General features: G+C 56.6%; 21 protein-coding genes and 1 pseudogene. 3 read left to right on the forward strand and 19 right to left on the reverse strand.

The window, feature by feature from the left end; all coding sequences use genetic code 11:
- Nucleotides 1-5 precede the first annotated feature (5 nt).
- The 3 genes from AC3ZU9_RS15295 to AC3ZU9_RS15305 all read right to left on the reverse strand — a co-directional run bounded on the left by AC3ZU9_RS15295 (nucleotide 6) and on the right by AC3ZU9_RS15305 (nucleotide 3,993).
- The gene (locus tag AC3ZU9_RS15295) at nucleotides 6-2,636 is read right to left on the reverse strand and encodes a fimbria/pilus outer membrane usher protein (RefSeq protein ID WP_490090939.1); all 2,631 of its coding nucleotides are present in this window, start codon (nucleotides 2,634-2,636) and stop codon (nucleotides 6-8) included.
- On the reverse strand, nucleotides 2,626-3,369 hold the full coding sequence (locus AC3ZU9_RS15300) for a fimbrial biogenesis chaperone (protein WP_490090940.1): 744 nt from the start codon (nucleotides 3,367-3,369) through the stop codon (nucleotides 2,626-2,628). Before AC3ZU9_RS15300 ends, AC3ZU9_RS15295 begins: the two co-directional genes overlap by 11 nt.
- Before the next feature lie 81 nt (nucleotides 3,370-3,450).
- Complete coding sequence (locus AC3ZU9_RS15305) at nucleotides 3,451-3,993, reverse strand: fimbrial protein (RefSeq protein ID WP_304631681.1); 543 nt, start codon at nucleotides 3,991-3,993, stop codon at nucleotides 3,451-3,453.
- Between the two features lie 277 nt (nucleotides 3,994-4,270).
- Here AC3ZU9_RS15305 and AC3ZU9_RS15310 point away from each other — a divergent pair, with 277 nt between their 5' ends.
- Nucleotides 4,271-8,536 carry an ATP-binding protein gene (locus AC3ZU9_RS15310; RefSeq protein ID WP_490090941.1) on the forward strand — a complete coding sequence of 1,422 codons (4,266 nt, stop codon included), beginning with the start codon at nucleotides 4,271-4,273 and terminating at the stop codon, nucleotides 8,534-8,536.
- A 9-nt stretch (nucleotides 8,537-8,545) separates the two neighbouring features.
- On the opposite strand, the gene AC3ZU9_RS15315 is transcribed toward AC3ZU9_RS15310, so the two are convergent.
- On the reverse strand, nucleotides 8,546-9,355 hold the full coding sequence (locus tag AC3ZU9_RS15315) for an EAL domain-containing protein (RefSeq protein WP_490090942.1): 810 nt from the start codon (nucleotides 9,353-9,355) through the stop codon (nucleotides 8,546-8,548).
- A gap of 63 nt (nucleotides 9,356-9,418) precedes the next feature.
- The gene (locus tag AC3ZU9_RS15320; RefSeq protein WP_490090943.1) at nucleotides 9,419-10,123 is read right to left on the reverse strand and encodes a hypothetical protein; all 705 of its coding nucleotides are present in this window, start codon (nucleotides 10,121-10,123) and stop codon (nucleotides 9,419-9,421) included.
- 998 nt (nucleotides 10,124-11,121) lie between these two features.
- On the opposite strand from AC3ZU9_RS15320, the pseudogene AC3ZU9_RS15325 reads away from it, so the two are divergent.
- A pseudogene (locus AC3ZU9_RS15325) lies at nucleotides 11,122-11,268 on the forward strand (IS5/IS1182 family transposase); the annotation flags it as partial.
- 238 nt (nucleotides 11,269-11,506) lie between these two features.
- Here the strand turns inward: AC3ZU9_RS15325 and AC3ZU9_RS15330 are convergent.
- The 14 genes from AC3ZU9_RS15330 to AC3ZU9_RS15395 form a co-directional block, all read right to left on the reverse strand.
- A complete protein-coding gene (locus AC3ZU9_RS15330) occupies nucleotides 11,507-12,400 on the reverse strand; it encodes a LysR family transcriptional regulator (protein WP_065950682.1) in 894 nt (297 codons plus the stop codon).
- Between the two features lie 81 nt (nucleotides 12,401-12,481).
- Nucleotides 12,482-13,534 (reverse strand): alpha/beta hydrolase, encoded by a 1,053-nt coding sequence (locus tag AC3ZU9_RS15335; RefSeq protein WP_065950683.1) that lies wholly within the window; start codon nucleotides 13,532-13,534, stop codon nucleotides 12,482-12,484.
- A 48-nt stretch (nucleotides 13,535-13,582) separates the two neighbouring features.
- A complete protein-coding gene (locus AC3ZU9_RS15340) occupies nucleotides 13,583-14,527 on the reverse strand; it encodes an alpha/beta hydrolase (protein WP_175413272.1) in 945 nt (314 codons plus the stop codon).
- Between the two features lie 121 nt (nucleotides 14,528-14,648).
- Nucleotides 14,649-15,422, reverse strand: coding sequence for a carboxymuconolactone decarboxylase family protein (locus tag AC3ZU9_RS15345; RefSeq protein ID WP_065950685.1), 774 nt, complete (start codon nucleotides 15,420-15,422; stop codon nucleotides 14,649-14,651).
- Between the two features lie 229 nt (nucleotides 15,423-15,651).
- Nucleotides 15,652-16,119, reverse strand: a complete 468-nt coding sequence (locus AC3ZU9_RS15350) for a (R)-mandelonitrile lyase (protein ID WP_065950686.1) — start codon at nucleotides 16,117-16,119, stop codon at nucleotides 15,652-15,654.
- A 62-nt stretch (nucleotides 16,120-16,181) separates the two neighbouring features.
- Nucleotides 16,182-17,174 carry an aldo/keto reductase gene (locus AC3ZU9_RS15355; protein WP_065950687.1) on the reverse strand — a complete coding sequence of 331 codons (993 nt, stop codon included), beginning with the start codon at nucleotides 17,172-17,174 and terminating at the stop codon, nucleotides 16,182-16,184.
- Between the two features lie 24 nt (nucleotides 17,175-17,198).
- The gene (locus AC3ZU9_RS15360) at nucleotides 17,199-17,789 is read right to left on the reverse strand and encodes a flavodoxin (protein WP_490090944.1); all 591 of its coding nucleotides are present in this window, start codon (nucleotides 17,787-17,789) and stop codon (nucleotides 17,199-17,201) included.
- On the reverse strand, nucleotides 17,786-18,775 hold the full coding sequence (locus tag AC3ZU9_RS15365) for an aldo/keto reductase (protein ID WP_490090945.1): 990 nt from the start codon (nucleotides 18,773-18,775) through the stop codon (nucleotides 17,786-17,788). The genes AC3ZU9_RS15360 and AC3ZU9_RS15365 overlap by 4 nt, the downstream gene beginning before the upstream one ends.
- A gap of 600 nt (nucleotides 18,776-19,375) precedes the next feature.
- Complete coding sequence (locus AC3ZU9_RS15370; protein WP_490090946.1) at nucleotides 19,376-19,732, reverse strand: type II toxin-antitoxin system RelE/ParE family toxin; 357 nt, start codon at nucleotides 19,730-19,732, stop codon at nucleotides 19,376-19,378.
- A gap of 2 nt (nucleotides 19,733-19,734) precedes the next feature.
- The gene (locus AC3ZU9_RS15375) at nucleotides 19,735-20,025 is read right to left on the reverse strand and encodes a type II toxin-antitoxin system ParD family antitoxin (protein ID WP_032698686.1); all 291 of its coding nucleotides are present in this window, start codon (nucleotides 20,023-20,025) and stop codon (nucleotides 19,735-19,737) included.
- Nucleotides 20,026-20,214: 189 nt separating this feature from the next.
- Entirely contained in the window at nucleotides 20,215-21,429 is a 1,215-nt protein-coding gene (locus tag AC3ZU9_RS15380) for a pyridoxal phosphate-dependent aminotransferase (RefSeq protein ID WP_490090947.1), read from the reverse strand.
- Entirely contained in the window at nucleotides 21,426-22,064 is a 639-nt protein-coding gene (locus tag AC3ZU9_RS15385; protein ID WP_490090948.1) for an RraA family protein, read from the reverse strand. The genes AC3ZU9_RS15380 and AC3ZU9_RS15385 overlap by 4 nt, the downstream gene beginning before the upstream one ends.
- Nucleotides 22,064-22,726: an RraA family protein gene (locus tag AC3ZU9_RS15390; protein WP_490090949.1), complete on the reverse strand. Its 663-nt coding sequence runs from the start codon at nucleotides 22,724-22,726 to the stop codon at nucleotides 22,064-22,066. Before AC3ZU9_RS15390 ends, AC3ZU9_RS15385 begins: the two co-directional genes overlap by 1 nt.
- A complete protein-coding gene (locus AC3ZU9_RS15395; RefSeq protein WP_490090950.1) occupies nucleotides 22,726-23,391 on the reverse strand; it encodes an RraA family protein in 666 nt (221 codons plus the stop codon). The genes AC3ZU9_RS15390 and AC3ZU9_RS15395 overlap by 1 nt, the downstream gene beginning before the upstream one ends.
- 105 nt (nucleotides 23,392-23,496) lie before the next feature.
- Here AC3ZU9_RS15395 and AC3ZU9_RS15400 point away from each other — a divergent pair, with 105 nt between their 5' ends.
- The gene (locus AC3ZU9_RS15400) at nucleotides 23,497-24,390 is read left to right on the forward strand and encodes a LysR family transcriptional regulator (protein WP_490090951.1); all 894 of its coding nucleotides are present in this window, start codon (nucleotides 23,497-23,499) and stop codon (nucleotides 24,388-24,390) included.
- The last annotated feature ends 47 nt before the right edge of the window (nucleotides 24,391-24,437 follow it).

Genomic DNA, 24,437 nt, shown 5'->3' on the forward strand with positions numbered 1-24,437 from the left:
CGGAGTCATTGGTTCACGGGCAAGCGGCATTCGCTGTCCAGTTGGATCAAGGGTGACGAGGCGGCTTGTGCATTGACTGCGTAGTCCAGCACACAACGCTCGCCTGGGCCTTCACCCCAACGCAGGGTCAAGCGGCCTTCCCGGGTTTCGCTGCGTACATAAGCCTGGCCGCCTTGCCCAACCATACCGATAACACGATCTTGTGCATCGAGCACGTCGGCACCCAGCGGTACTTGCTTACCATTGTCCAGATGCGTGCGAATGAGCAGGGCATCACCGTGTCGAGTCTTGAAGGTGACCTTTAACGTTGCCCCGGCGTAGGGCGCTACACGGCGCTGGGCATCCTCCAACTCGGTTTTATCGTTCATGCCCTCCGGGCTCAGACCAATGTTGTTGTAACGGTAAGGCAATAGTGAGGGCAGCAGGGCGTAGCCACGCCCGTCGATACTCGCCCCCTGAGCGTTCATCAATGCTGCACCGCGCGCGCCTTGGGCTTCGACCAAGGCAAAGCTGTCGCCCAGATAAGGCCCCAACGTCAGGCCACCACTGTGCAGTGCTGCCGCACCGCGCGCGTTGGCCGACATCTGCCAATAATCCTCGCCTTGGGAAACGCTGCCGCCGATGCTGGCATAGGCGGTTTGCTGTTGCAGGCCTGCACCCAGTGTAGTCGTGCGTGCAGCGCTGTCACGCGAGGTATCCACGCTGTAGCTCAGTGGGCGCTGCTCGCCGAGCGTACCGGATAATGAGGCCTGGGTAAGGGTGGTCTGAGCGCTTTGGCTGATGGAAGTGCTCACGTAGGGCGTGCTGGATTTCCCCGACGAACCCAACGGGAAGGATACTGAGAGCAGGCTCAAGGTTTGGCGGGTGCCGTCAATGGTAAGCCCTGCGGTATCGCCCTGACGGCTCAGATCGTCGGGCTCGATGTATGGGTTGCCGCGATCACTAAGGTAGCTGCCGACACGTTGGCGGCCCACCGACAGGCTCACGCTGAGGCCGTTGCCGAAGGTTTTCGAATAGCCGAATTGCAGTTGTGTGTCGCTTTCGCGCTGCCCGCGATAGTCCTGTCTAGCACCGGATAGAAACAGGTTGCCCCATTTATCCAGACTCTGATTGACCGATACTTCCAGGCGCGACCGTTGCTGGTAGGTGTTCGAGCGCCACGTCTTGCCCTGTGCATCAGCAGCGCGCAGGCCCAATACGTCATTCAGGTCGCGGTAGCCTGTCGTTGAGTACTGGTAGGCGGTTAGTGCAAAGCTGGTGCGGGTCGGCTCGAATGTTCGGCTGTAGCCTAAGCGCAGCATCCAGCCTTCTTGGGTGCCTTCACCGGGCAGTTCGGCTCTGGAAAATGTGCTGTCCAGGCCGAATGCTCCGAGCCAGTTGCCGTAGACGCCGCCAATGGCCAGTGCCTGGTAGCCCTGGGCGATACGCAGGCCGGTGTTGGCGGTGAGGCTGTTGTCCAGGCCACGCTGATAGGTAAATTCGCTGAACGGCGCGGCGCTGCCGGTATCGCGACTTTTACCTAAAGCAAAGCTGTAGCGTGAGTCGCCAGGACGCAAACTCTCGGGCATCGCCGAATTGGGTACGCTGAAGCTGCTGACGGTACCGTCGGCTTCTTTAACGATGACTTCCAGATCGCCGCTGTAGCCGCTGGTGGTCAGGTCGTTGATTTCAAACGGGCCAGGGGCGACGGAGGTCTGGTATAGCTCGCTGCCGTTCTGGCGGATCACTACTTGGGCGTGGGTTTTGGCGATTCCTCGGACTGTCGGCGCATAGCCGCGTAGCGAGTCCGGACGCATGCGCGGATCGCTGGTCAGTTCCATGCCGAGGTAGTTCATGCTGGAAAAAAAACGCCCGGAAGTGAAGCCCTCGCCCGCGGTCAGTTCACTGTCCAGCGCAGGCAATGCGCGCTGAAGGTAGGTGCGGGTGATGTCCCAGCGGCCACCTTGCAGATTGTCATAGTGGAGTTGGGATTGTTGGCGCAGGCGCCATAGACCGAAGTTGATGCCTTCGTTGAGCGCCAGATAGCTTGAGTCGGTTCGATTGGCGTAAGTGCCCGAGTAGCTGGCGTGATATTGGCTTGCGCTGTAGTTGACGAAACCAATGGTCGTGCCGGAGTCAAGATTTTCGGTTGCTACGAAACCGCGTGGGCGCTGTTTGGTCATGATCTGCGGTACGCTCAAGTCCAAGCGCAGTTGTGCCGGATCGAAGCTGCTCGAAGCGCCATCAACAAGATGCTCCAAGGTATCGCAGCCGCCTTTGTCTGGGGTGCGAATGGCGCTGTCGAGTACTTCCAGGCGCAAGAGTAAATCGCGCTGCAGGCACGCTTTCACACCACCATCGGGTTGCGCAGTGAAGTTAATGCTCACGCGATCAATAAAGCGCTTGTTCATGTACAGCTCGACTTGATATTCACCTGGATCAATAGCATCGACACGATTGAAGCGTGCCAGCGAACCCATTCCCGGTATGCCGCCAGGCAGTAGGCTGTCGTCGAATCGGTAGCCGTCACTTGACTCCGGCTCTGCGCCGTAGCCTGCGAGCGTGTAGCAGCCTGTGCACAGCGCAGCTAGTACCCATTGGCGCCAGCAGGCAGCTCGAAGGCGACGCAACACGGCAAGTGGTCTGTCACGGTTCAAGCGTCAACTCGTGGGTGACATCTGCACCGTAATCATTCACTAGCGTCAGCGTGATGTGACTGCCAACCGACAGCTTTTGCGCCTGCGCAGGAAGTGGCCATGACTGGACGGAGTACGGGGCAAGTATTACCGCCTCGGCCAGTGCTGCAGTGTGCGCATCCTGGCTAAGGCGTGCCTCGCGGATAACCGCAAAATAGCCCGTGGGATTCTCGACGCGCAGTTGGTTTTTGCCGTCCTTGAGTTCACGTTTGAACGTTAAGTGCTCGCCAACTTTTTCGGGACTTCCTTGCAGGTTTTCGGGGCGATAAAACACCTTCAGTCGACTTACCGTTGTTATGAGTAATCGGTTGGCCTGCTCTGAGCTCGCCTGCAGTGCAGGAATTTGCAAAAAATTAAGATAGAACAGCGACTCTCGGTCGGTCGGCAAATCTGCGGCGGTTTTGATCAGTCGCACAGACTGGCCGCCGTTGGCGTTAATCCGGAACACGGGTGGAGTCGCCACAAACGGGGCGTCGGCAGTAGCGGCGGTGGAGTTCGCATTGCCTTTGTCCAGCCAGACCTGCACGGCGTAAGGCACTTGCCCCTCGTTGCTGAACTGCAGGGTTTTTTCGTTGGCTGAGGCAGGGAAAATAACCCGAGTTCCGTTCAGCACTACACTGGCGCTGGCGGAGCTGGCTACTGTCATGGCCATGACGAAGGTAATTGAAAGTGCTTCGCGCCAATGTCTGAACATTCTGGTATGCCTGGGGGGTGAAGTGCGCTGAACGCAGAAAAGGAAAGCCTGCCGCAGACGCAGCGGCAGGCGACTGGACGCTTACAGGTAGCTGAATGAGTACTGCACTTGAGCGCCGACCGAGCCGGTGGTCGCCGAACCTGCTTCGCTGATGTAGCGAACCGCGTAGTCATGACTAGTCGACGTCTGGTTCAGTGCCAACGTCAGCCCATCAACGGTCGTAGTACCGGTGCTGCTCAGGACGACAGGAGTGGCGCTGCCTGGAGCGGGGAGCAACTGCAACGCAACGTTCTTGGCGTCACCGGAGGTATTGGCCAGGTTGCCAGCAGAAGTGACGTTGTTCGTGCCAAACATGACGTTGATCTTTTGCGCATCTGTGGTGGGTGCTGTGCAGTCTCTCAGCGCAATAGTGAACGTGGTTTCGCCAGCAGTACTGCCTTTGGCAGACAGTGCCGAAGACGACACAGTTGGCAGCAGAATCAAAGGGTTGGCCTGGTCGCCGTTAACCGACACTTTGCAGGTCTGGCTGGAAACTTGACCTTTAAAGGTGATGGTGTTGGTGCCGGCGGCAAAGCTGAGGCTTGGCAACGCGCTGATGGCCAGTAATAGTGCGGTACGCTTCATGGATACTTCCTTACATAACATGTCATTGATCTGGGCAATGACACCCTTAGGGAGGTCGTTCCCCCTGCATTAAGGCCGTGGTGCTTCGGATGACTCAGCGGCTGTGGTGTAATTATTCCGAGGGGTGGCGTTGGATAAACCCGGAATATTCTGGTAATTGCCAAAAGTGGACGGGAGAACTCAAAATACGTGTGAACTTGTTGGCTCATTGATCCATTGCTATGACGATTCAACGCTTCACGGTAATCTCACCTATCCTTACCCGGTGACTGAGTTTATGAGACCTGAACCAAGACGCTTCGGAACACGTGCGTTGTTATCCGCCTGCTCGCTCATCACGTTATGTTCTGTATTTTTTACATCGCCTGCTGTTGCCAATGAGCCGGGCTACAGCACGCTTGAGCAAGCGTTTCTTCAGCGCAGTCCGGAATGGATCGTGGGGATGGTTGACAGCAGTCAGGCTAAAGAGCAGTCGATGTATTCCCCCAACTATGGGGCTGAATTTTTGACGATGATTGCTCACCAGTTGAACGTGTCTCTGGTCTTCAGAAGGTACCCGTCTGTTACCGAGTTGGACGCTGCACTGTGTCAAAAAAGTATTGATATTGCAGTTGATGTTCCTATGAGTAGTGATCGTTCGTCATGTGCGACTTTTTCAGCACCTTACTTCAAGACGCCCGCTATGTTGATTGCACCGGAAAGCCTCACCAACGGTGCATCGATAGACAGTTTGCTGGCATTGAGAGTGGTTATTGTTGACGGCGATTCGACAGCGGACTGGATTAACATACTGCATCCCAATACTCGACTCCTCAGCGTAAACAACCTGTCTCAAGCGCTGAAACAGCTGGAACTGGGCAAGGCTGACGTGTTGATAAATGACGGTGCGGATACCTATCCTAATATGGGCGAACTTGTAGATCGCCAACTCGGTGCTCTTCCGCTGCCTGACGTTCAAACCTCCTTGCGTTTCGCGGTACCCAAGGACGACCCGTTGCGCAGTTCGCTGATCGCGAAGGCGATGAATCAAATTACTGATTTACAGTATTCGCAGTTGCAATCGCGCTGGCTGAATCGAGAGCACGCTTCATCAGCGCTGTTTCTCAGCGATGATGAACGCCATTATTTGAACAGCCTTCCTGCGTTGAGAGTTGCCTATGACCCGGGTTGGTACCCCGTGTCGTTTATTAACGCTCAGGGCCAGATGGACGGGCTAACCAATGAGTATTTTAAAAATATTGTTGATCGGCTTGGACTAAAAACAGTAACGGTTACTTCCAAAAAATGGAAGCAAACCTTGTTCAGTATGGCGTCGGGTAACGCAGACATTATCCTGCCGGTTACCTACGCTGAAAGCAGTCACGGGACAGTGCTTTATACTCGCCCGCTGGTGTTTTTCAGTAATGTTATTGTGACTTCAGGTCTGCGTGTTTCGCGCCTCGCCGAGCTGAATGGAAAGCCTATTGTGGTCAGTGACCCCTTGTACCTGCGTGATCAGTTACATGCCATGCTGCCCTACAGTCGCATTGAAGTGGCTGATTCGCCCGAAGAGGGCATGCAGCAAGTCTTGGACGGTAAGGCGCTGGCCTATATCGGTAATTTGACGGTTATCAATGACCTGATGCATAAACGATTCTCCGGAATCTTGCAGATTGTTGCACCGGTGGATATTTCCGGTGACCTTTCAATTGGAGTGATCTCGGAGTACGCGCCTCTATTGCCGCTGATCAATCGCGCGTTGCGCACTATAACCAAAGAAGAGCGAGAGGCAATAAATAAGAAATGGTTGCATGCCACGCCCCAGGACAGCGTGTCATGGGCCTCTATCAGGCAGTGGCTATGGCTTTCTTTAGCTGTCGTTTTGATCGCCAGTGTGTTGATAACCTTTTTCTACCGTCGTCTACGCCGTGAAGTAAACCAGCGGCGTGCGGCTGAATCCCTGGTGGGCGATCAATTACAATTACGCGAATCTTTAATTGAAACCTTTCCTTATCCGGTCATCGTGAAAGATGTGCGCAAACGGTATTTTTTGATAAATCATGCCTATGAATTGGCGTTCAATGTGGATAAGCAAGACTTGCTGGGTAAGACTACGCTGGAAACCTTGCATTATCCTGGGGACTGGTCATTCACCATCGATGAGCTTGCGACGCGTGTCATGAAGACGCAAGACAGTTATCACTCGGAACTCTCCATGCTTGATGAGCAGGGAGAAACGCATGTTTGGCTTTATTGGATGAAACCTTTCTACCAAGCAGACAAGGCGCTGGCGGGCGTTATGGTGTCACTGGTGGATATTACTCAAATTCGCCACACCGACCAGCGCGCCAAGTCACTGGAGGCGCGCCTTAATCGAATCACCAGCAATTTATTGGTCGGCGTTTTCGAGGCAAGTCAAGAACCAGGACAATTGCCGGTATTCAGTTATTTGGCGGGGCCGATCGAGGAGTTGCTAGGGATCACCATTGAGGAGGTTCTCGGCAATTCGAAGTTGCTCTTCGATTCGATTCACCAAGAGGATTTCCAGCAGTTGATGGAAGACCTCGAGGAAAGTGCGGCAAACCAGCTAGCGCTGCGAGCATTTTTCCGTTGTCGGGCGCGTGGCCGCGAAATGCATGTGCGCATTGATGCGGTACCGCAGACTACGGACTCTGCTGCGATTATATGGAACGGCGTTTGGGTCGATGTCACAGAGTCGAGGGAGAAATCTTTAAAACTCTCGCAGGCGAAAGAGGCGGCAGAAGAAGCCGCTCATGCTAAATCGCAGTTTTTAGCGACGATGAGTCATGAGATCCGCACCCCCATGAATGGCATTCTCGGTCTTCTGGAATTACTACACTCCAAAACCATGAGTCCAGTTCAACAGCAAATCATGCAGATGATTGACGACTCAGCCAAATCACTGATGACGGTACTCAATGATGTACTCGATCTATCGAAAATCGAGTTCAACCAAATGGAGCTTAATTTCCAGCCGTGCGACGTGCGTGCATTGATAAGCAGTGTAATGGGAATCATGGCGCATCAAGCGCATGTCAAAGGTTTACGAGTGAGGGTGTGCGTCGCCCCGACATTGGCAAGGGTCCTCGATGTTGATGATATGCGCTTACGTCAGGTATTACTGAACCTGCTCAGCAACGCGATTAAATTCACCTCCGATGGCACGGTTACGCTCAATGTGACGGTGACTCATTCCACGGCAAATACCCAAAATATACTGATCACCGTAAGCGACACCGGGCCTGGCATGAACGAAAGCCAGTTAGAACGTGTATTCAAACCCTTTACCCAAGGCGATGCCTCTATTACACGTCGTTACGGTGGCACCGGGCTTGGGTTGGTGATAAGCCAGCACCTGGCTCGCTTAATGGGGGGCAATCTAAGTCTCGAAAGTGAAGAGGGGAAGGGGGCACAGGTTTCTATAGCATTACCTGTGGTTATTCCGAATTCCGACAGCCAGCCTTTGGAGCTTACCGGACGCGTCGCCCGGGTTGATCTTGCCGATAAACAAGACAACGAGGAGCTGACTTATCTGTTGCTCGCACTCGGCGCTACAGTGGCTTCGTTGGAGGATATAGAGGCAGGCGTCGCCTGCGATCTGTATTTTTTCGACAGTGCCGATAAAGTTCAGCATGTGCCCGATGCTCGCTTGGTTCAGGTGACGGAGTTACCGATTCTTTCTGGCTGGAAGGATACGGAGCGTGGTTACCCGTCGTTGAGCAGCAACCCGTTCATGTGGGGAAGCCTGGTCTACGTGTGCAATGAGCTATTAGGAGGGCGCGCAGTAAGTTCCAAGGCTCACTTGCGCAGTGGCGGACCTGGACGGCCACTGATTCTCGTAGCAGAGGATCACCCTACCAACCAGGCGTTGATAAAGTGGCAGCTCGACCGCCTGGGTTTCGATTGTGAGATAGCAGGGAATGGCAGCGAGGCGTTGCATCAGTTTAACGAGAACATTCACTGTATGTTGATTACAGACTGTTATATGCCGGTGATGGATGGTTATACATTAGCGCAAAAAATTCGCGCAAAAATTGACAGCAATTCAGGTTTCCCCATTTTAGCGATGACCGCCAGTGTGCTTGTCGAAGAACAAAAGCGCTGTGAGGCCGCGGGCATCAATGCGTGCCTGCTGAAGCCGCTTAACCTCGATACCTTGCGTGAAGCCCTAAATAAATGGATGCCTCGCGCTACTGCTTCCGACGATTCTGGCTTCCGCGAGGAAGACAATGACTGGCAGTGCTTGCTGGAGTTACTGGATACAAATCCTGAACTCAAAGGGCTAATCAGCGGGTTTATCGAGACCAGTGAAGTTGATATTGCCTATATGGAAAGATTGCCATTGAATAGGCAACTGCTGATTGAGCAATTACATCGTTTACGAGGTGCGTTGCGACTGTTTAACCTTTACGAGTTGGCCGCCCAATCAGTGAATTTGGAACAGGCGCTTGGTGATACCGATCAGCCGGTGGAGCGCGCAGACCTACTTGAGTATTTGCAGAGCGTTCGAGCCGTGCTGGCCAGAATGAAGCTGCTGGTCTAGATGTCGTCATCAGAGCAGAGCTGCTCCACTCCAGCGCACACACCAAGCCTTGATTTTTTCCGATGAAAGCGGGGCACTGAACAAATAGCCCTGGCCATGTTCGCATCCTATATTTTGCAGTTGAATGAGTTGCTGAGGTGTTTCAACCCCTTCAGCAACTGATTTCAAGCCCATGTCGCGGGCTAGGGCTACCATATACTTGATCGCCTTGCTGTAGTTATCGTCGATCATCATGTTACGGACGAATGATTGATCAATCTTTAATTCCGAGCATTTGAGCTGACAGATGCGCTCGAAAGATGAGTAGCCTGTTCCAAAGTCATCGATCGCCACGCTCCATCCGACGTCTTTAATTGCCGCTATGTTTTTTGAATACTTGGGGGATTGCAAGTTTTCATCTCGGTTTTCTGTAATTTCGATAGTCAGCGTGCGACGATTGGCGGCCCCTTGATGGACTTGCGCAATCAGCGTATTGATAAAGCAGGTGTCGCCCAGTTGACTGGGTTCAAGATTAATTGAAATAGGCAAGTCAAAGCCTTGGCTGAACAACGTATTTTGTGTATCCAGTGCTTGCCTGGTCAGTGAATAGCTCAGCTCATTGAAGAGTCCCGATGTCATCATCGAGGGAAGGAATTTATCCGGCGCCATTAATCCTAAGTGCGGGTGGTGCCAGCGCGCCAGTACCTCTAGTCCCGAGATCTCATAACTGGAGAGTTCAACTTGAGGCTGGTAATACGCTCTGAATTCATTTCGCTGTATCGCTGATTGAATTTCTTGGCTTGTAAATATATCGAGTCGGTTTATATGGGCTGGAAACATTTCGTGAAACCTTTGCAATTATCTTGGTAAATATTTTTTGGTCGGCGCGGTCGGCCACGTGATTCAGAAATCCCAGCGGCGGGATTTCATATCCATGTCATGCGTCTGGTAATTAACAATAATGCATTTCACTGGAAGAATTGACGTTGGAACCGCTAACGAAGAACCAGGAAAAACGCTTGTGCCGATGTATGTTTTTTTGCAGTGGTCTTCGGAGTGGTCGGAACAAGTGGCGATGTCTTTTATCCAGACATGAATGTTTCCGGTGTTTTCTACTCGGGCACTTTTTAGGTCTAGGGTTAAATTACTGGTGGGGTCTTCAGGAAGACTGTAAACCAACACGCCCCTCGTCAAGCTCGTGACTGACGCAGTCTGCTCCTCTTCGTTCGCCGAATAGTCGGCAGGTGCAGGTTTTACGAAAACACGATACAGCGCCTCTTTTTCGGGAGTGGAAATCGTTCGGAGCGTTATGGTTTGCTCGCCGCCTGCCGGCAATATGACGTTTTGCGGGGATGCGATCAGAGATTGTGTATCGGTAGCGGGCGCCGGAATTTCGTCTTCATCTGCGGTGGCCGGATTGATGATTTTCCTCACGTACACGGTCACGCGCTGTAACTTGTCTGACTTCGAATAGATTTTAAATTTGTTTTTGCTTGTCATATTTGGTGTTATTTTAAGTGACATTGGATAAATCGTGATGTTTGCGCTTGAGGTTGCGGGAAGTAATATTCCCAGCAGCAAACTTGAGATTTTGGGGTTGAACTTCATAAGTTAACTGCCTGTTGGTAGTTACTGTTAACGGGTGCTATTGCGCACGGTCGAATAGATACTATGATTAGTATGGCGTCGGCCTGACAGAGATGAACCCGGAAAAATCTGGGTTTATTCAGACTGTGAACCTTGGTATCCAGTCAACGTATTTATCCGCTAAGCGCACAGCTAATACACCTAGGCTCGGTTGGGAATCCGATAGGCATCCAGGCAGATCACGTTAAATCACCGTTACAATCGCAAGTGGCTAACATTAACTCGCCAGTGTGTTGTAATTACTTCACAACTGAAGCCAGTGCGGGCGATAAATTACGCTCTTGAGTCGGGATGAACGCCAGTATCCATGCAATTTAAAATTGGACAGGAGATATCAGTCGATTGCACACGCACGTGGGCGGAGTAGAGCGCCTCGTCGGTCTACCTTCACTCGTCGGTTTTGGTGAGAACAACGGGTATTTTTTGCGGAGGGGACTGTTGATCCCATGCTGAGGGCATGCTTTCAATCCGTTGAAAACACACCATTTGCTATGCCCCCAGGCGTGGCGATCTTCTGGAGGTATATGGGCCTCTGTGGTCCATAAACAGGTAGAAGGGATCAGGCCGAATAGCCCCTGACGACGTCTAAAGACTCTCAGGGTCGCCATCTCACTCAGGGGCAGCTCGTTAATTAGCACGACTACTTCGTCACCGCTGTTGCAGCCAGCCATTGCGACATCAACCGTGCCAGCGTTTCGGGTTGCTCCAGCGGGACCATATGCCCCGATCCTTCAATCACCTCCAGCCGTGCTCCTGGGATCTGCACACACAACTCCTGTGCCTCTTCTACGTGCCTCAGCTCGTCCTGTACAGCTGCAACGATAAGCGTCGGGCACTGGATTTGGCCCGATGGCACATCCGCTCTATCCAGCAAGGATTGAGTGGCAAATGCCGCATACCCCATCCTGGCGCCCATATCTCGAATTCTTCCAATCAGGGCCGTGTCATTAGCTCGTTGCAAGCAATGGATGGGCGCCACACATTTCCTAACCCGAAAGTTGGCCGGGGTAAGTGCGGAGATGAGCTTGAACGTCCTCGCCTACAACTTTAAGCGAGTCATGAAAATTCTCGGTACCAGCGGGTTTATGAAGGCGCTGTCGGCCTGAAGAGGTCTGTATTTTGGCCACCCAGCGGCGCTACGGGCTCCCAGGTCGTCCTGATGGTCCGTAGGACTTGTTCTGACCAATTACTCTGCTAACAACCGTCAGCGCTGCGCGCCGACAGTGCATTAGCGCGTTTTTACACACTCTGGGCCGGTCACGCCCGACGCAGTCGATCAAAATCATCTGCTCATTCACGGTTTGAGGGGGCGGGAAAAATTCAGACGTCTTGAAGGTCGATGACTCAGCTCTTGTAGAGTAACGCCTCAACTACAACGCCAAACGCTGACGAATGTTCACGGCGATTGGGGTAGTAGAGATGGTAACCGGCAAAGGGTTGGCACCAATCTTCTAACACCCGCACAAGGCTACCGTCGGCAAGCTCCTTCGCCACCATGTCCTCTGGCAGGAAAGCCAAGCCACATCCCGCCACGGCCGCACGCAGAATTGGCACGCTGCTGTTGAATGTCCATTGGCCTTCGACACGGGCCTTGAGTTCGTGGCCATCCTTTTCGAAATCCCATTGCATCAGGCTGCCGTGAGTCGGCAGGCGCAGGTTGATGCAGTTGTGCGCCGCCAGATCTCTCGGTTCCATCGGGTAAGGCCGATGCTGGAAATACTGCGGTGAGCCGACAACGGCGATGCGTAACGACGGCCCGATCGGCACGGCGATCATGTCCCTGGCTACCTGATCACCCAGTCGAACACCAGCGTCATAGCGCTGCGCGACGATGTCGGCGAGGGCGTAATCGACGGTGATTTCGACCTTGATGTCCGGGTAGTCGGGCAGCACCTTCAGCAGCTTCGGCCAGAGAATATTGTTCGCCGCATGCTCGGACGCCTGAATCCGCACGTTGCCGGCGGGGGTGTCGCGAAACTCGCTGACTGCAGCCAGTTCCAGTTCAATTTCTTCAAAGCGCGGCGCCATCGCTTGATACAGGCGTTGGCCCGCCTCCGTTGGTGAAACACTGCGCGTAGTCCGCGTCAGCAAGCGCACGCCCAGCCGGGTTTCCAGTGCCCGCAGAGTGTGACTCAGCGCTGACTGCGAAACGCCCAGTTGCGCGGCAGCACGGGTAAAACTGCCTTCGCGGGTGATGACTACGAAGGCTTGCAGGTCGTTGAGATTGGGGCGGGACATTGATGAGAACCTCTCATGAGGAGCGCGTGATTATTCCATGAAAGCAGGTCGCGCACGGATGCGCGACCCTTGGCGCGCTGATCACAAGGTGCGTGCGTAAAAATCCGTCAGTTTGCCGATCGCCGCATCGACATAACGCGGCACCCAGTAGGTTTCAATGTGGGTGGCGCCATCGAGGATGAACACTTCCTTGTCGGTGGTGCCGGTGGCTTTGGGGAACGCATCCTGAGTCATGTACAGGCTGTCGGCCTTGCTACCGGCGATCATCAGCAACGGTTGATTGATCAACTCGATATGGTCGGTGGCGTCGAAACGCATCAGGTCAATAAGGCTGCTGCTGGTGTATTTGAAGGTCGAGTTCGGGTGCGCGTGGGTTTTCCAGTAGTACTCGTAACCTTGGCGATACAGTTCGAAAGGCAGTTTGGCAATCTGCTCGTCGGTGAGGTTGGCATCCCCCGAATACAGCACCGCGCCTCCCGCTGCTTCTTGCGCGCGGGCAGCTGATGCCTGCTGCAAACGTTGCTGGATGCTGTCCATTTGCGAGTCGTTGTAGCCGTTGCGGCGTACTCGACCCGAGTTGAACATGCTCACCGTCGCCAGGGATTTGAAGCGTTTGTCGGTTTGCGCCGCCGCCAACGAATAACCACCGCCGCCACAAATGCCGAGCAGGCCCAGACGATTGTCATCCACGCCAGCGAACTGGCTGATGAAATCGGCCATGCCGTGAATGTCTTCGATGCGATACGCCGGTTTATCGATGCTGCGCGGCTGGCCACCGCTGGCTCCCTGATAGGCCGCATCGGCCGTGATGGTGATGTAGCCCTGTTCGGCGAGCCGCTGGGCATAGAGACCGGCGACTTGCTCTTTTACGCCGCCATTGGGATGCGCAACCACCACGGTCGGGTAGTTCTTCTTCGCGTCGTAGTTGGCAGGAGTGTAGACGTTGGCGGCGATGTCCAGCCCGTTGAGCTTATAGCTGACCGGGTGGATGTTGACCTTGCCCGGCTCGTTCTTGCTGATCGCGCCGTCATAGGCGAGTGTGAACGGGTTCTTCTTGTAGTCAGCGGCTAACGCTTCGCCCGCCGAGAGACCGACCAATGCCGACATGAGCGTGGCTTTGAGAGTGTTTTTCACGTGAAGCTCCTGAGCAAAAAAAGGGCGGCAGTAGCAAAAGTATTTGGGTCAGTCCAGCTGTTTTTCTTTGAGGAACTGCGCGACCAGATCAGCGATCTGCACGTTGTTCAGATCCGACATGGGGAAATGGGTATTGCCGTGAATGCCAATCTCCGGCAGGTGTATCAGTCGCACATCACCGCTATGGCGATTGACCGCGTCACGCCAGAGCCGGGCCATTTTCAGGCGTGCGCGCCAACTGTCCTGAGCGGGCAGATCGACTGTCTGTTCCGGAATGTTGTCTCCGTACAGGATCAGGATCGGAATGCGCGTCAGTGCCATGAATTGCTCCATCGGCACCGCTGCGCCTTGCACCGTGTCGAACGCGCTGGGAATCGGCGCCGGCACTTCACCGTCAGCAAACACGAAACTGCTGCCCGGTTCGAACGCCACGATGGCTTTGACCTTGTCGTTCTTGATCGCCGTCAACCAGCCCGGCCCGCCACCCTGAGAATGCGTAAACAGGATGCCGGGGCCGATTTTGTCGAACAGCGCCGACACACCATCGGAGACCACGCCCATGTCAAACGGCCCGGTGTTCGGCGTCATTGCCCTGAAAAACTGCTCGCGGGTCTGGGCGTCCTGTGCCACTTGCACGCCGTTGAAGTAGCGGGGCCAAAGGCCGATGCGGAACTGGTTGAACCACAGTTGTTCGTCCGGCACAGGCTTGATGGTGGTCTCAACCATGCTGCGCCCGGCATCACCACGCCGGGGCTGATCGATCAGATAGACGCCGTAGTGGCGGCGCAGAAAGATGTTCTGAAAACCCTCGCGACCATCGGCGGTGGTTTCCCAGGTCTTGGAAAACTGACCCGCGCCGTGCCACATGACGATGGGCAGTTTTCGCGCGTCCGCCGGGATTTGATAGAAGGCGTAGGCGTGGTCACCGTGGTAGGTCTGGCCGTTGGGTGTCATCGGTTGGCGCGGGTTGAAGGTGCCCGGTGCCGTGGTCATCGTTCCGCCGGCGGCGAAGCTGCCTTGTTTCTGGATCAGCAGCGGGCCTTCGGAGTGGTTCGCGCAGGCCGCCAACAGGCTCAGCAGCGTGACGCTCAGTAAATGCTTTGCAGATTTCATGTCATTTCCCCGCTGTTGCGAGCGCTTGGGTCAGCGCTGCGCTTGCCCGCTTGGCAGTCTGTGTATCGCCATGCTTTTCAAGCAGCTCGGTGACCTGGCGCAACTGTGCCGCACTCAGCCCGACGCGCAGGCTCGCCGCCATGTGCGAACGCAGTTGTGATTCCACGCCCGGGGACGCTGCCAGCGCCCCGACTGTCGCCAGTTCGCGGCTTTGCCAGTCGAGGTTATCGCGCTCGAAGATGTCGCCGAACAGGTGAGTTTGCAGGAACTGGTTGATCACTGGGGCGAACTCGAACACCGGGCCTATGACCGGGGCGCCGGAGATTTTCGTTTGATTCGCCGTACCCGCTGCCAATAGCTCATCCCCGACCGGAATCGCCCGGCTCGGCTCATGCCCCGTCGCATCGTCAAGGCCGCGTTGTTTGCGCGCCTGCACCACTGTCATCAATTCATTCAAGGCGTTGAGGCTGCGCGGGAAGCCGACGTAGGCGTAGAGCTGCACGAGAACTTCGCGGATTTCGCTAATGGTCAGGCCGGCATCGAGCCCTTGGTTGAGCGCCGTGTTGAGGTTGGGCATGTCGCTGGTTGCCATGAACGCCGCGATCAGTGGAATGGTTTGTTGCTGGCTCGACAAGCTGGCTACGCTGGCGGGTGTGCTGGTCATGGTGGGCGAAGCCTCGGCTGCTTGAGTGGTGACGCTGAGCATCGCCCCGACGCTCAGGCAGAGCGCCATGAGCGTGGGGAGGGCAGTGCTGTTGCGGGTGTCAGTGATCATCGTGAAGGGCTCCATCCATTGCGTGGCGCTGCGGTGTCGCTGGATCGTAAGGAGGATGGTTGTGGCGATTAACCCCGAAATTGCGCATGGACTCCTGAGCAGAGCTCATGAGTCGACGTTGCAATAACCGCTGGAATCCCGGTGCGGGCCTGTTGTTACGGGGCCTTGAGGTTGCGTGGAGGTTTGCCTCGAAGGTGCCGGTCGAGCAGCTTTGACACATTCCGTAACTTTATTGGCCGGCGTATTGCGCCTCCGAGACCTGCTCCGCCCAGGTGACGGTCTTGCCGTCCTCGGCTTCAGCGATGGCGATGTGGGTCATGCCGTTGCTGGCCGTGGCGCCGTGCCAGTGACGGGTGTTCGGTGGAATCCAGACACTGTCGCCCGGACGGATCTCCTGACGCGCGCCACCCTCTTGCTGCACATAGCCGACGCCGGCAGTGACGATCAGCGTTTGCCCCAGCGGATGGGTGTGCCACGCCGTGCGTGCGCCCGGATCGAAAGTCACAATGCCGCCGCCGATGCGCGCCGGCGGTTCACCTTTGAAAAGGCCATCAACGCGCACCGTGCCGGTAAAGTTTTGCGCCGCGCCCTTGACCGAGGGCTGCGAGCCGTTTGGCGTAATGCGGATTTCGCTGGCGGCCTGGCACTCTGCCGCCATCAGTGACAAAGCAACGAGTGGCGCAATCAATCTGTTCATCGGATTAGTTCTCCGGTCAGACAGGGAAAGCGACGCCGCACATGGCGCCGCGTTGGGCAGACTCAGAGTCCGGTCATTTTCAGTGCCGACTCCGGCAGACGTTCCCCGTGCACCTGAATCTGCGCCATCTGTTCGTTGATCACGCGCAGATCGTCGCCGGTCAATTGCAGCTCGACCGCGCCCAGGTTTTCTTCCAAGCGATGCTGTTTGGTCGTGCCCGGTATCGGCACAATCCACGGTTTCTGTGCGAGCAACCAGGCCAGTGCCACTTGCGCCGGCGTGGCGTGTTTGCGTTGCGCGACGGCTTTCACCACATCGACCAACGCCAGATTGGCCCTGCGCGCTTCAGGTGAAAAGCGCGGCACGACATTGCGGAAATCGCTCGCGTCGAACTCCGTGTGCTCGTCGATCTGACCGGTGAGGAAACCGGCGCCCAGCGGGCTGAACGGTACGAAGCCGATCCCCAGTTCTTCCAGCACTGCCAGCAGTTCCAGCTCCGGGCCACGCCAGAACAGCGAATATTCGCTTTGCACCGCCGTGACCGGTTGCACCGCGTGGGCCCGGCGAATGGTTTCCACACCCGCTTCAGAAAGGCCGAAATGCTTGACCTTGCCCTCGGCGATCAGATCCTTGACGGTGCCGGCCACGTCTTCGATGGGCACCTGGGGATCAACGCGGTGCTGATAAAACAGGTCGATGCGATCGGTACGCAGGCGCTTCAACGACGCCTCGGCCACGGCGCGGATATGTTCCGGGCGGCTGTTGGTGCCGCCGGCGCGTTCGCCGGTTATCAAGTCGATATCGAAGCCGAACTTGGTGGCGATGACGACCTGCTCGCGGATCGGCTGCAAGGCCTCACCCAGCAGCTCTTCATTGGCGAACGGGCCATACGCTTCGGCGGTGTCGAACAAGGTAATGCCTTGCTCGTGGGCCGAACGAATCAGTTTGATCATGCTGGCCTTGTCAGCAGCCGGCCCGTAGGCCGAGGTCATGCTCATGCAGCCAAGGCCCAGTGCGGACACTTCCAGGCCATTGCCCAACGTGCGGACTTTCATGATGTCACTCCTTACAAAATTCGATTAGCGCGTGAGGGGGTGATCGTTCAACCAGCCGTTCACGCGTTCCATGGTCTTGCGCTCCTGCTCACCCTCCATCACAAAACCTTCCAGCACTTTGGCCTTCGGCGCGTGCTTGACCAGCACGCTGCGGCTGTTACCCACGCCATACCCGCCGTGGGTGTTGAAGGGGATGAGGGTTTTGCCGGTCAGGTCGTGGGCGCTGAGGAATGCGCGCACGATCGGCGGGGCGGTTTCACCCCAGATCGGAAAACCGAGATAGATCGTGTCGTAGTCGCTAAGGGCGTGAACCGTGTTTTGCAGCTCGGGTTCGAAGCCGCTGTCACGTTCCTGGCGCGCCTGTTCCACGGTTTGCAGGTAGTCCTCAGGGTAGGCCTGGGCCGGGCGAATCTCGAACAGATCGGCACCCAGTCCACGCTGGATCAGCCCGGCAACCACACGGGTATTGCCCGAGCGAGAGAAATACGCGACCAGAATCCGCGAACCTGAACGCGGGGTTTCACTGGCGCCCTGCGTGTCGGCGAGCGACAGCAGCGGAGCGCTGGCCAGTGCGGCGATCACCGTGCGCCGCAGCGGATCGTGATCGTTGCTCATCGACCGACCCGTGCCTTGAGCGCCTCGGGATAGCGCTCGCCTTCGATGCGGATTTGCGCCAGCGCTGTATCAATGGCCTTCAACTCGGCGGCATCCAGCGTGATGTCCGCGCCGCCGAGGTTTTCTTCTAGGCGATGCAGTTTGGTCGTACCCGGAATCGGCACAATCCACGGTGCCTGTGCGAGTAGCCAGGCGAGCGCGATCTGGGCCGGTGTCGCTTGTTTCTGCGCAGCAATCTGACGGATCAACACTACCAGACCCTGATTGGCCTGCAGCGCCGACTGACTGAAACGAGGGACGATACTGCGGAAGTCGTCACTGCCATAAGTGGCCTCGGCTGACACCGTGCCGGTGAGAAAGCCTTTACCCAATGGACTGAACGGTACGAAGCCGATGCCCAACTCCCAAAGGGTCGGCAGGATTTCCAGCTCAGGCTCACGCCACCACAGCGAGTATTCGCTTTGCAGTGCTGTGACCGGCTGCACCGCGTGCGCACGGCGAATGGTCTGCTCACCGGCCTCCGACAGGCCGAAGTGCTTGACCTTGCCTTCGCTAATCAAGTCCTTCACTACGCCGGCGACGTCTTCGATCGGCACGTCCGGATCAACGCGGTGTTGGTAGAGCAAATCGATGTAATCAGTCTTGAGTCGACGCAACGAACCTTCGACGGCTATTCGAATACGTTCGGGCCGGCTGTCCAGAGTCTGCTTTGTATTGTCGGCGCCGACGGCGAAGCCGAATTTTGTAGCGATCACGACCTGGTCGCGAACTGGCGCCAGCGCCTCGCCGACTACTTGCTCATTGATATAGGGGCCGTAGAATTCGGCGGTATCGAAGAACGTGACGCCTCGTTCAACGGCTGAGCGGATCAGTGCGATGGCTTGTTCGGTATCCGTGGCCGGGCCATAGCCATGGCTCAGACCCATGCAGCCGAGGCCGAGGGCGGATACTTCAAGTGAACTGTTGCCGAGTGTGCGTTTGTGCATATTGATCTCCCGTTGGGCGTGGGGAGAACAGTAAGCGCGCTAAAGACTGAGGACTAGACGGGTAAATCGGCAAGGCTTCATGAGGTTTGCTCATCAGTCCCGGAAAAGGGGAGGTGGCGACTGTCGAATAAAGGCCTGCCCCATGGTAGACCATCACCGCTCGCACACAAAAAATCTGACACTCTCTTGGTCGTCCGCATTTGGCCGAGAGCTGTCAGTCATAGCTGCTCCATGTTGACAGAGCTTCCAAAAAACATTTTGACTGGGCTCTAGGACAGTACTTTCAGCTTGAAAAAATCTATTTATGCCCCCAGTCATGCCCCCAGTTGCGCTGAGTGTGCAAGCGATCGCGATTTGCGATTTCTGGCGCGGACCTCGGTGGCCATGGCTGGCATTCAGTGCCCCCCCGTATACCGGATGACCAATCCGAATCCGGCAAATCCTTGGTGGTTCGATGAGTCGAAATCCTTATTCGAAGTTGCCCGGGCTATCTTTCAGCACCTGTCCTGAAATAAGTTGGCTGGCAGAGTGGGGGGGGCTAGAGGGAGCGTCTCACCTTCGTTGTTCTTGGCCAGTCATGTCTGTGTCTTGGATCGCTGATCAGTCATCAGGCAATTGCAACTGCACGTCCATGGCGTCATGAAGGAGTCGGACGACCTCGATCACTTCGTCATTTGCTACACGATAAAATACGACGTGGCGTGGGCTTTTGACCGCCCCGTGGGGATGTTTGGCCTGCTGGCGTGAATAGGAGAGATGATAACTGCGAAGGCCCGGTGCAACCTCACCGCGCTCGTGGCTGCCAATGCGATAAGGCGTGTCGGCAAGCGCTTGCAGCGCCGCGAGGATTAGCGCCTGGTAGCGCTGGAGTGCTTGATCGCCGAACTGCGTCTGGGAAAGCCTGAGGATGTCGACAATGTCGGCGCGCGCCGCGTTGGAAATCCGATACTGCGGCATGCTCAGTGTTTCTCTCTCGCGGGGAGGGTTGCCTCCAGGCTCAAGCCCTCGAGGTAGTGCTCCAGATCCCCTTCGTTCACCTGAGTAAAGCGCCCGTGTTCAAGATCCATGATGCCAATCGAGGTCGCCTGACGCAGGGCTTCAATTTTGGCAGTGTCTTCGGCGACGCGCTGCTCCAGTAAACGCAAACCTTCTCGCATCACTTCGCTGGCATTCTGATAACGGCCAGACTGAACTAAGTCATGAATAACCTGTTCCTGGTGAGGGGTTAGCACAACGTTTCTAGTTGCCATAATGAGCTCCAGCTTTCGGTAAACAGTTTCTTCCGGCCGTTGGCATATTATGCCATTTTGCTTACGAGCACATTCTTTGGGATTTTAATCTGACGGACTGCGTCATACGGGGCATTCTTTGCGTTGAACCGCGTAAATGCGTGGCCAACCAGGCAATGGCGATAGCCAGGCATTATGGGAAGGGACTGATTAACGTAGCGAGGTGCAGAAGGTACGGATCGCCTCGCACGCTCGGCGCAATGAAGCGTCATCAAGGGCGTAGGCGATGCGAATGTAAGGGCCAAGACCAAAGGCGCTACCATGCACTACGGCCACATCCGCTTCGTCGAGCAGTGCATGCGCGACATCTTCGTCGGTGTGCAGTACCCGTCCACCCGCTGAGGTACGCCCGATCAATCCGGCACAGGACGCAAACGCGTAGAACGCCCCGGCTGGACTGACGCATTCAAGGCCTGGGGTGTCGTTCAGCAGCGCCACCATCAAATCGCGACGACTCTGGAATGCTACCCGGCTTTCACGGATGAAATCCTTGGGACCTTCAAGTGCTGCGAGCGCAGCCTGTTGCGACACAGCGCTGGCGCCAGAGGTTTGCTGACCTTGCAGTTTTTCCATGGCTTCCAGCAACCAGCGCGGCCCTGTGGCGAAACCGATGCGCCAGCCGGTCATGGCATAGGCCTTGGACACACCGTTCATGGTCAGGGTGCGAGGTGCCAGTCGTGGTTCAACCTGGGCCAGGGTGTAGAACGCTTGATCATCAAAAATCAGATGCTCGTAGATGTCATCGGCCAGAATCAGCACGTGAGGGTGTGCCAACAATACCTCAGCCAAGGCGTGCAGTTCTTCCCGGCTATACACCGCGCCGGTCGGGTTGGACGGCGAATTGAGGATCAACCAGCGGGTCTGTGGTGTGATCGCCGCGGCTAGCGCCGAGGGCGTCAGTTTGAAGCCAGTGTTGGCCTCGCAGGTAACGATTCGGGCTTCACCACCACACAATTGAACCATCTCCGGGTAACTGACCCAGTACGGCGCCGGCACGATGACTTCGTCACCTTCATTGAGGGTCGCGGCCAAGGCGTTGTAGATCACCTGCTTGCCACCGTTGCAGACAAGGGTGTCTTGCCAGGCAACGTCCAGGCCGTTTTCACGGCGGAACTTGGCCGCCACCGCTTCTCGCAGCGAACGTACACCGGCGACCTGAGTGTAGCGGGTGTGCCCGTGTTCAATGGCAATAATGGCCGCTTCTCGCACATGCTTGGGCGTATCGAAATCGGGCTCGCCGGCGCACAGCGAAATAATTTTCGCGCCTTGCGCCCGGCGCTCTGCCACCCGATCCATGATTCGGTAAGTCGCGGACGGCTGCGCATTGGCTAGACGCTGATTCAGACGCTGGATATCGTCGCTCATGCGCGAGTTCTCCACTCAGTCAGGTTCATCAGTTCCAGGGTCGAACGGCCCTCGGTCAACGCCTGCATCATCTGCGCTTCCTTGTCTGCCCGCGCTTCACCTTCTGCCAGGGTCCGTGCGGCATCCGCTTTGGGAATGATGATCACACCATCATCGTCGGCCACCACCCAGTCGCCCTGTGTCACGAACGCACCATTGAAATTGAACGGCTGCCCCACCGAAGGCGCACTGGCCTTGACTGTTCCTTTAAGCGAGATGCCGCGGGCGAACACCGGGAACTGGCGTTTCCTCAGGGCCGCAATATCGCGTACGCCACCATCGATCACCAGCCCGACGACGCCAGCCGCTTCGGCCGCCACGGTCAGCACTTCGCCCCAATAACCGGCGATGAAGCTGCCCGTGCCCACGACCAGCACGCTGCCACGAGGCACACGTTCCATCGCAAGGTGCAGGGCGAGGTTGTCGCCGGGTGAGCATTCCAGAGGGTAAGCGGGGGCGGAGATAAAGGCACCGTCCCAGATCGGGCGGATCGCGCTGTCGACCGCGCAAGACAGATGAGATGCTTCATACAGCGTCGAACTGCCAAGCACTTTTGCCCGTGCGTAAGCATCCAGGGGGAGGGGGAGCATAGTCATCAGACTTTCCTCTGCAGGTTGTGGTAACCCAGTGCGGCCCGGGCTTCTTTAAGGGTTTTGCCTTGGCTGATCAGGGCGCGAATCTCGGCTTCGACCGATTCGATCTGGCGGGCACATGCCGCCACTTCAGCCGCATAGGCGCGGGGGACGATCACCACGCCGTTGGCGTCAGCGACCACGATGTCGCGGGCACAGACCCGGGCGGTGCCGATGGACACCGGCTGGTTGACCGACTGAACCTGTACGCGGTCTTTGCCGGTGCGCATGAAGCGGCCCTTGCTGAAGATCGGGTAGCCATCGCCCAGTGCTTTGTTCACGTCACGGCAAACACCGTCGATGACCGTGGCAGTGATCTGCCGAGTACCGGCGTACTGGGTCATGATGTCACCCCAGACGGTGCAGTCGGTGCGACCGCCGTTGTCGATGACCACCACGTCGCCGGGCGCGACGTCGTCGATGAAATCACCCACGGTGCCGGGTGGTACGCTGGCCGTTACGTACTGCACAGTGAAAGCGGGACCGACGATGACTTTGCTGTAGTTGTCCAGTGGCGCCACATCGAGGCATTGGCCGGGCAGGCCGAGTTTGTCCAGCGCATCGGAGACGCCCGGGGTGTCCAGGCCTTCAAACAAGGCGACCAGTTCTTTGTCTTCGATATTCATCAGGCGTGCTCCGTGTGGATCGCTTCGAATTGGGTGTCATGCATCACTTCGGCGACCGAGCGACCGCTGCGGACAGCCTCGACCATACCGTCCTGGCGGCGGGCGATGCGCTCGCCAAGGTCGAGCACTTTCTCGATATAGAATGAGGGCACGAACACGGTGCCGCAGGTATCGGCGATGACATAGTCGTTCTCGCTGACGTCGACGCCGGCGACGTTGATGGTTACGGCGGCATCGATCTGCACCACCCGATTGCGGGCACTGATCATGGTCACCCCGCGGCCATAAACCGGGTAGCCAATCGACTCGCTGCCGTCGATGTCGCGGCTGAAACCGTCGATTACCGTGCCGCGCACTTTCTTGCTGGCCGCTGCATTGGCGAGGATATCGCCCCAGCAGGAGATGCCTTCGATTCCACCTGCGATCACCAGCACACGATCATCGCTGTCGATCTGTTCCACCACGGGGGTAATCAGGTGCACAGTGGGGACGTTGTCGGATTTAGGAGCCAGCAGCACGGTGCTGGCGCGGCCGACAATCTTTGGGCAGTTCCACAGTGGGCGCAGCCCAACAGTGGCACCCGGCAGGCCGAGGAAGTCGAGCGCATCGGAGACCGTGTTGGTATCCAGCGCCGCCAAGCGATCCAGCAAACTCTTATTGATCATGGGAAAGCCCCAGTGGTGACGGAGGCGCCCAGTGTCAGTGAGACAATTTGATAGGTATATTACTAATCACAGATGCGTTAGATACGTTAAACCTATGGATTAATCATGATCAATTTTCGACTGATTCGTCATCTCTGGTTGTTCCTGGCGGTGGCCGAAGAACAGAACTTCGGCCGTGCGGCCAAGCGTTTGGGCATGTCCCAGCCACCGCTGAGCGAGCAGATCCAAGTGTTGGAGCAGGCGCTCAAGGTCAAGCTGTTTGATCGCTCGCGGCGCGGTGCGAAGCTGACCCCGGTAGGAGCGGCGATTCTGCCGGCCGTGCGCAAGTTCGCCGACCAATTGGAACGGCTGGAGCTCGCCGTGGAGGAGGCGGTGGCGGGGCAGTCGGGGATGTTGACCATCGGCGCGATTTCTACGGCCATGTTTGATGTCTTGCCGGGTTTGATCGAGCAACTGAAGAGCGATTACCCGCACCTCACCGTGTCTGTACGGGAAATCGACAGCGTCGAAGCGGTGCCGGCGCTGGAAGCCGGGGATATCGACCTGGCTTTCGCCCGGCTGGACGGTGATCTGGGGGCCTCGATCAAATCACTGCCGCTGACTCAGGACCGCCTGGTTGTGGCCCTGCCCAGCGATCACCCCTTGGCTGCGCGCACGCGAATCAGCCTGTCCAGCCTGGCCACTGAACCCTTGGTGATGTTTTCCCGAAAGGTTAGTCCGGTCTACTTCGACAATCTGATCGCGACTTGCCGCGCCAGCGGTTTTTCCCCGCGCGTGCTGCATGAAGTGCGCTCGGTCGCCTCACAAATTGCCTTTGTCAGCTGCGGCCAGGGTATCGCACTGGTACCAGCGTCGCTGAAAAAACTGGCGCCGGACAATGTGGTATTTCGAGCACTGATCCAGAAGCTCAATGTCGTGACCACAGCGGTGGCCTGGAATGCAGATCGGCCCAACACGCTGGTGGAGGAGTTGGTCACCCGGCTCCAGTCCCGGGCGTGAGTCGACCAAGGTCCTGTGCGTGAACAAGAATGATAGGTTTGGCGTAT

It is taken from the genome of Pseudomonas sp. A39 (assembly GCF_058145955.1).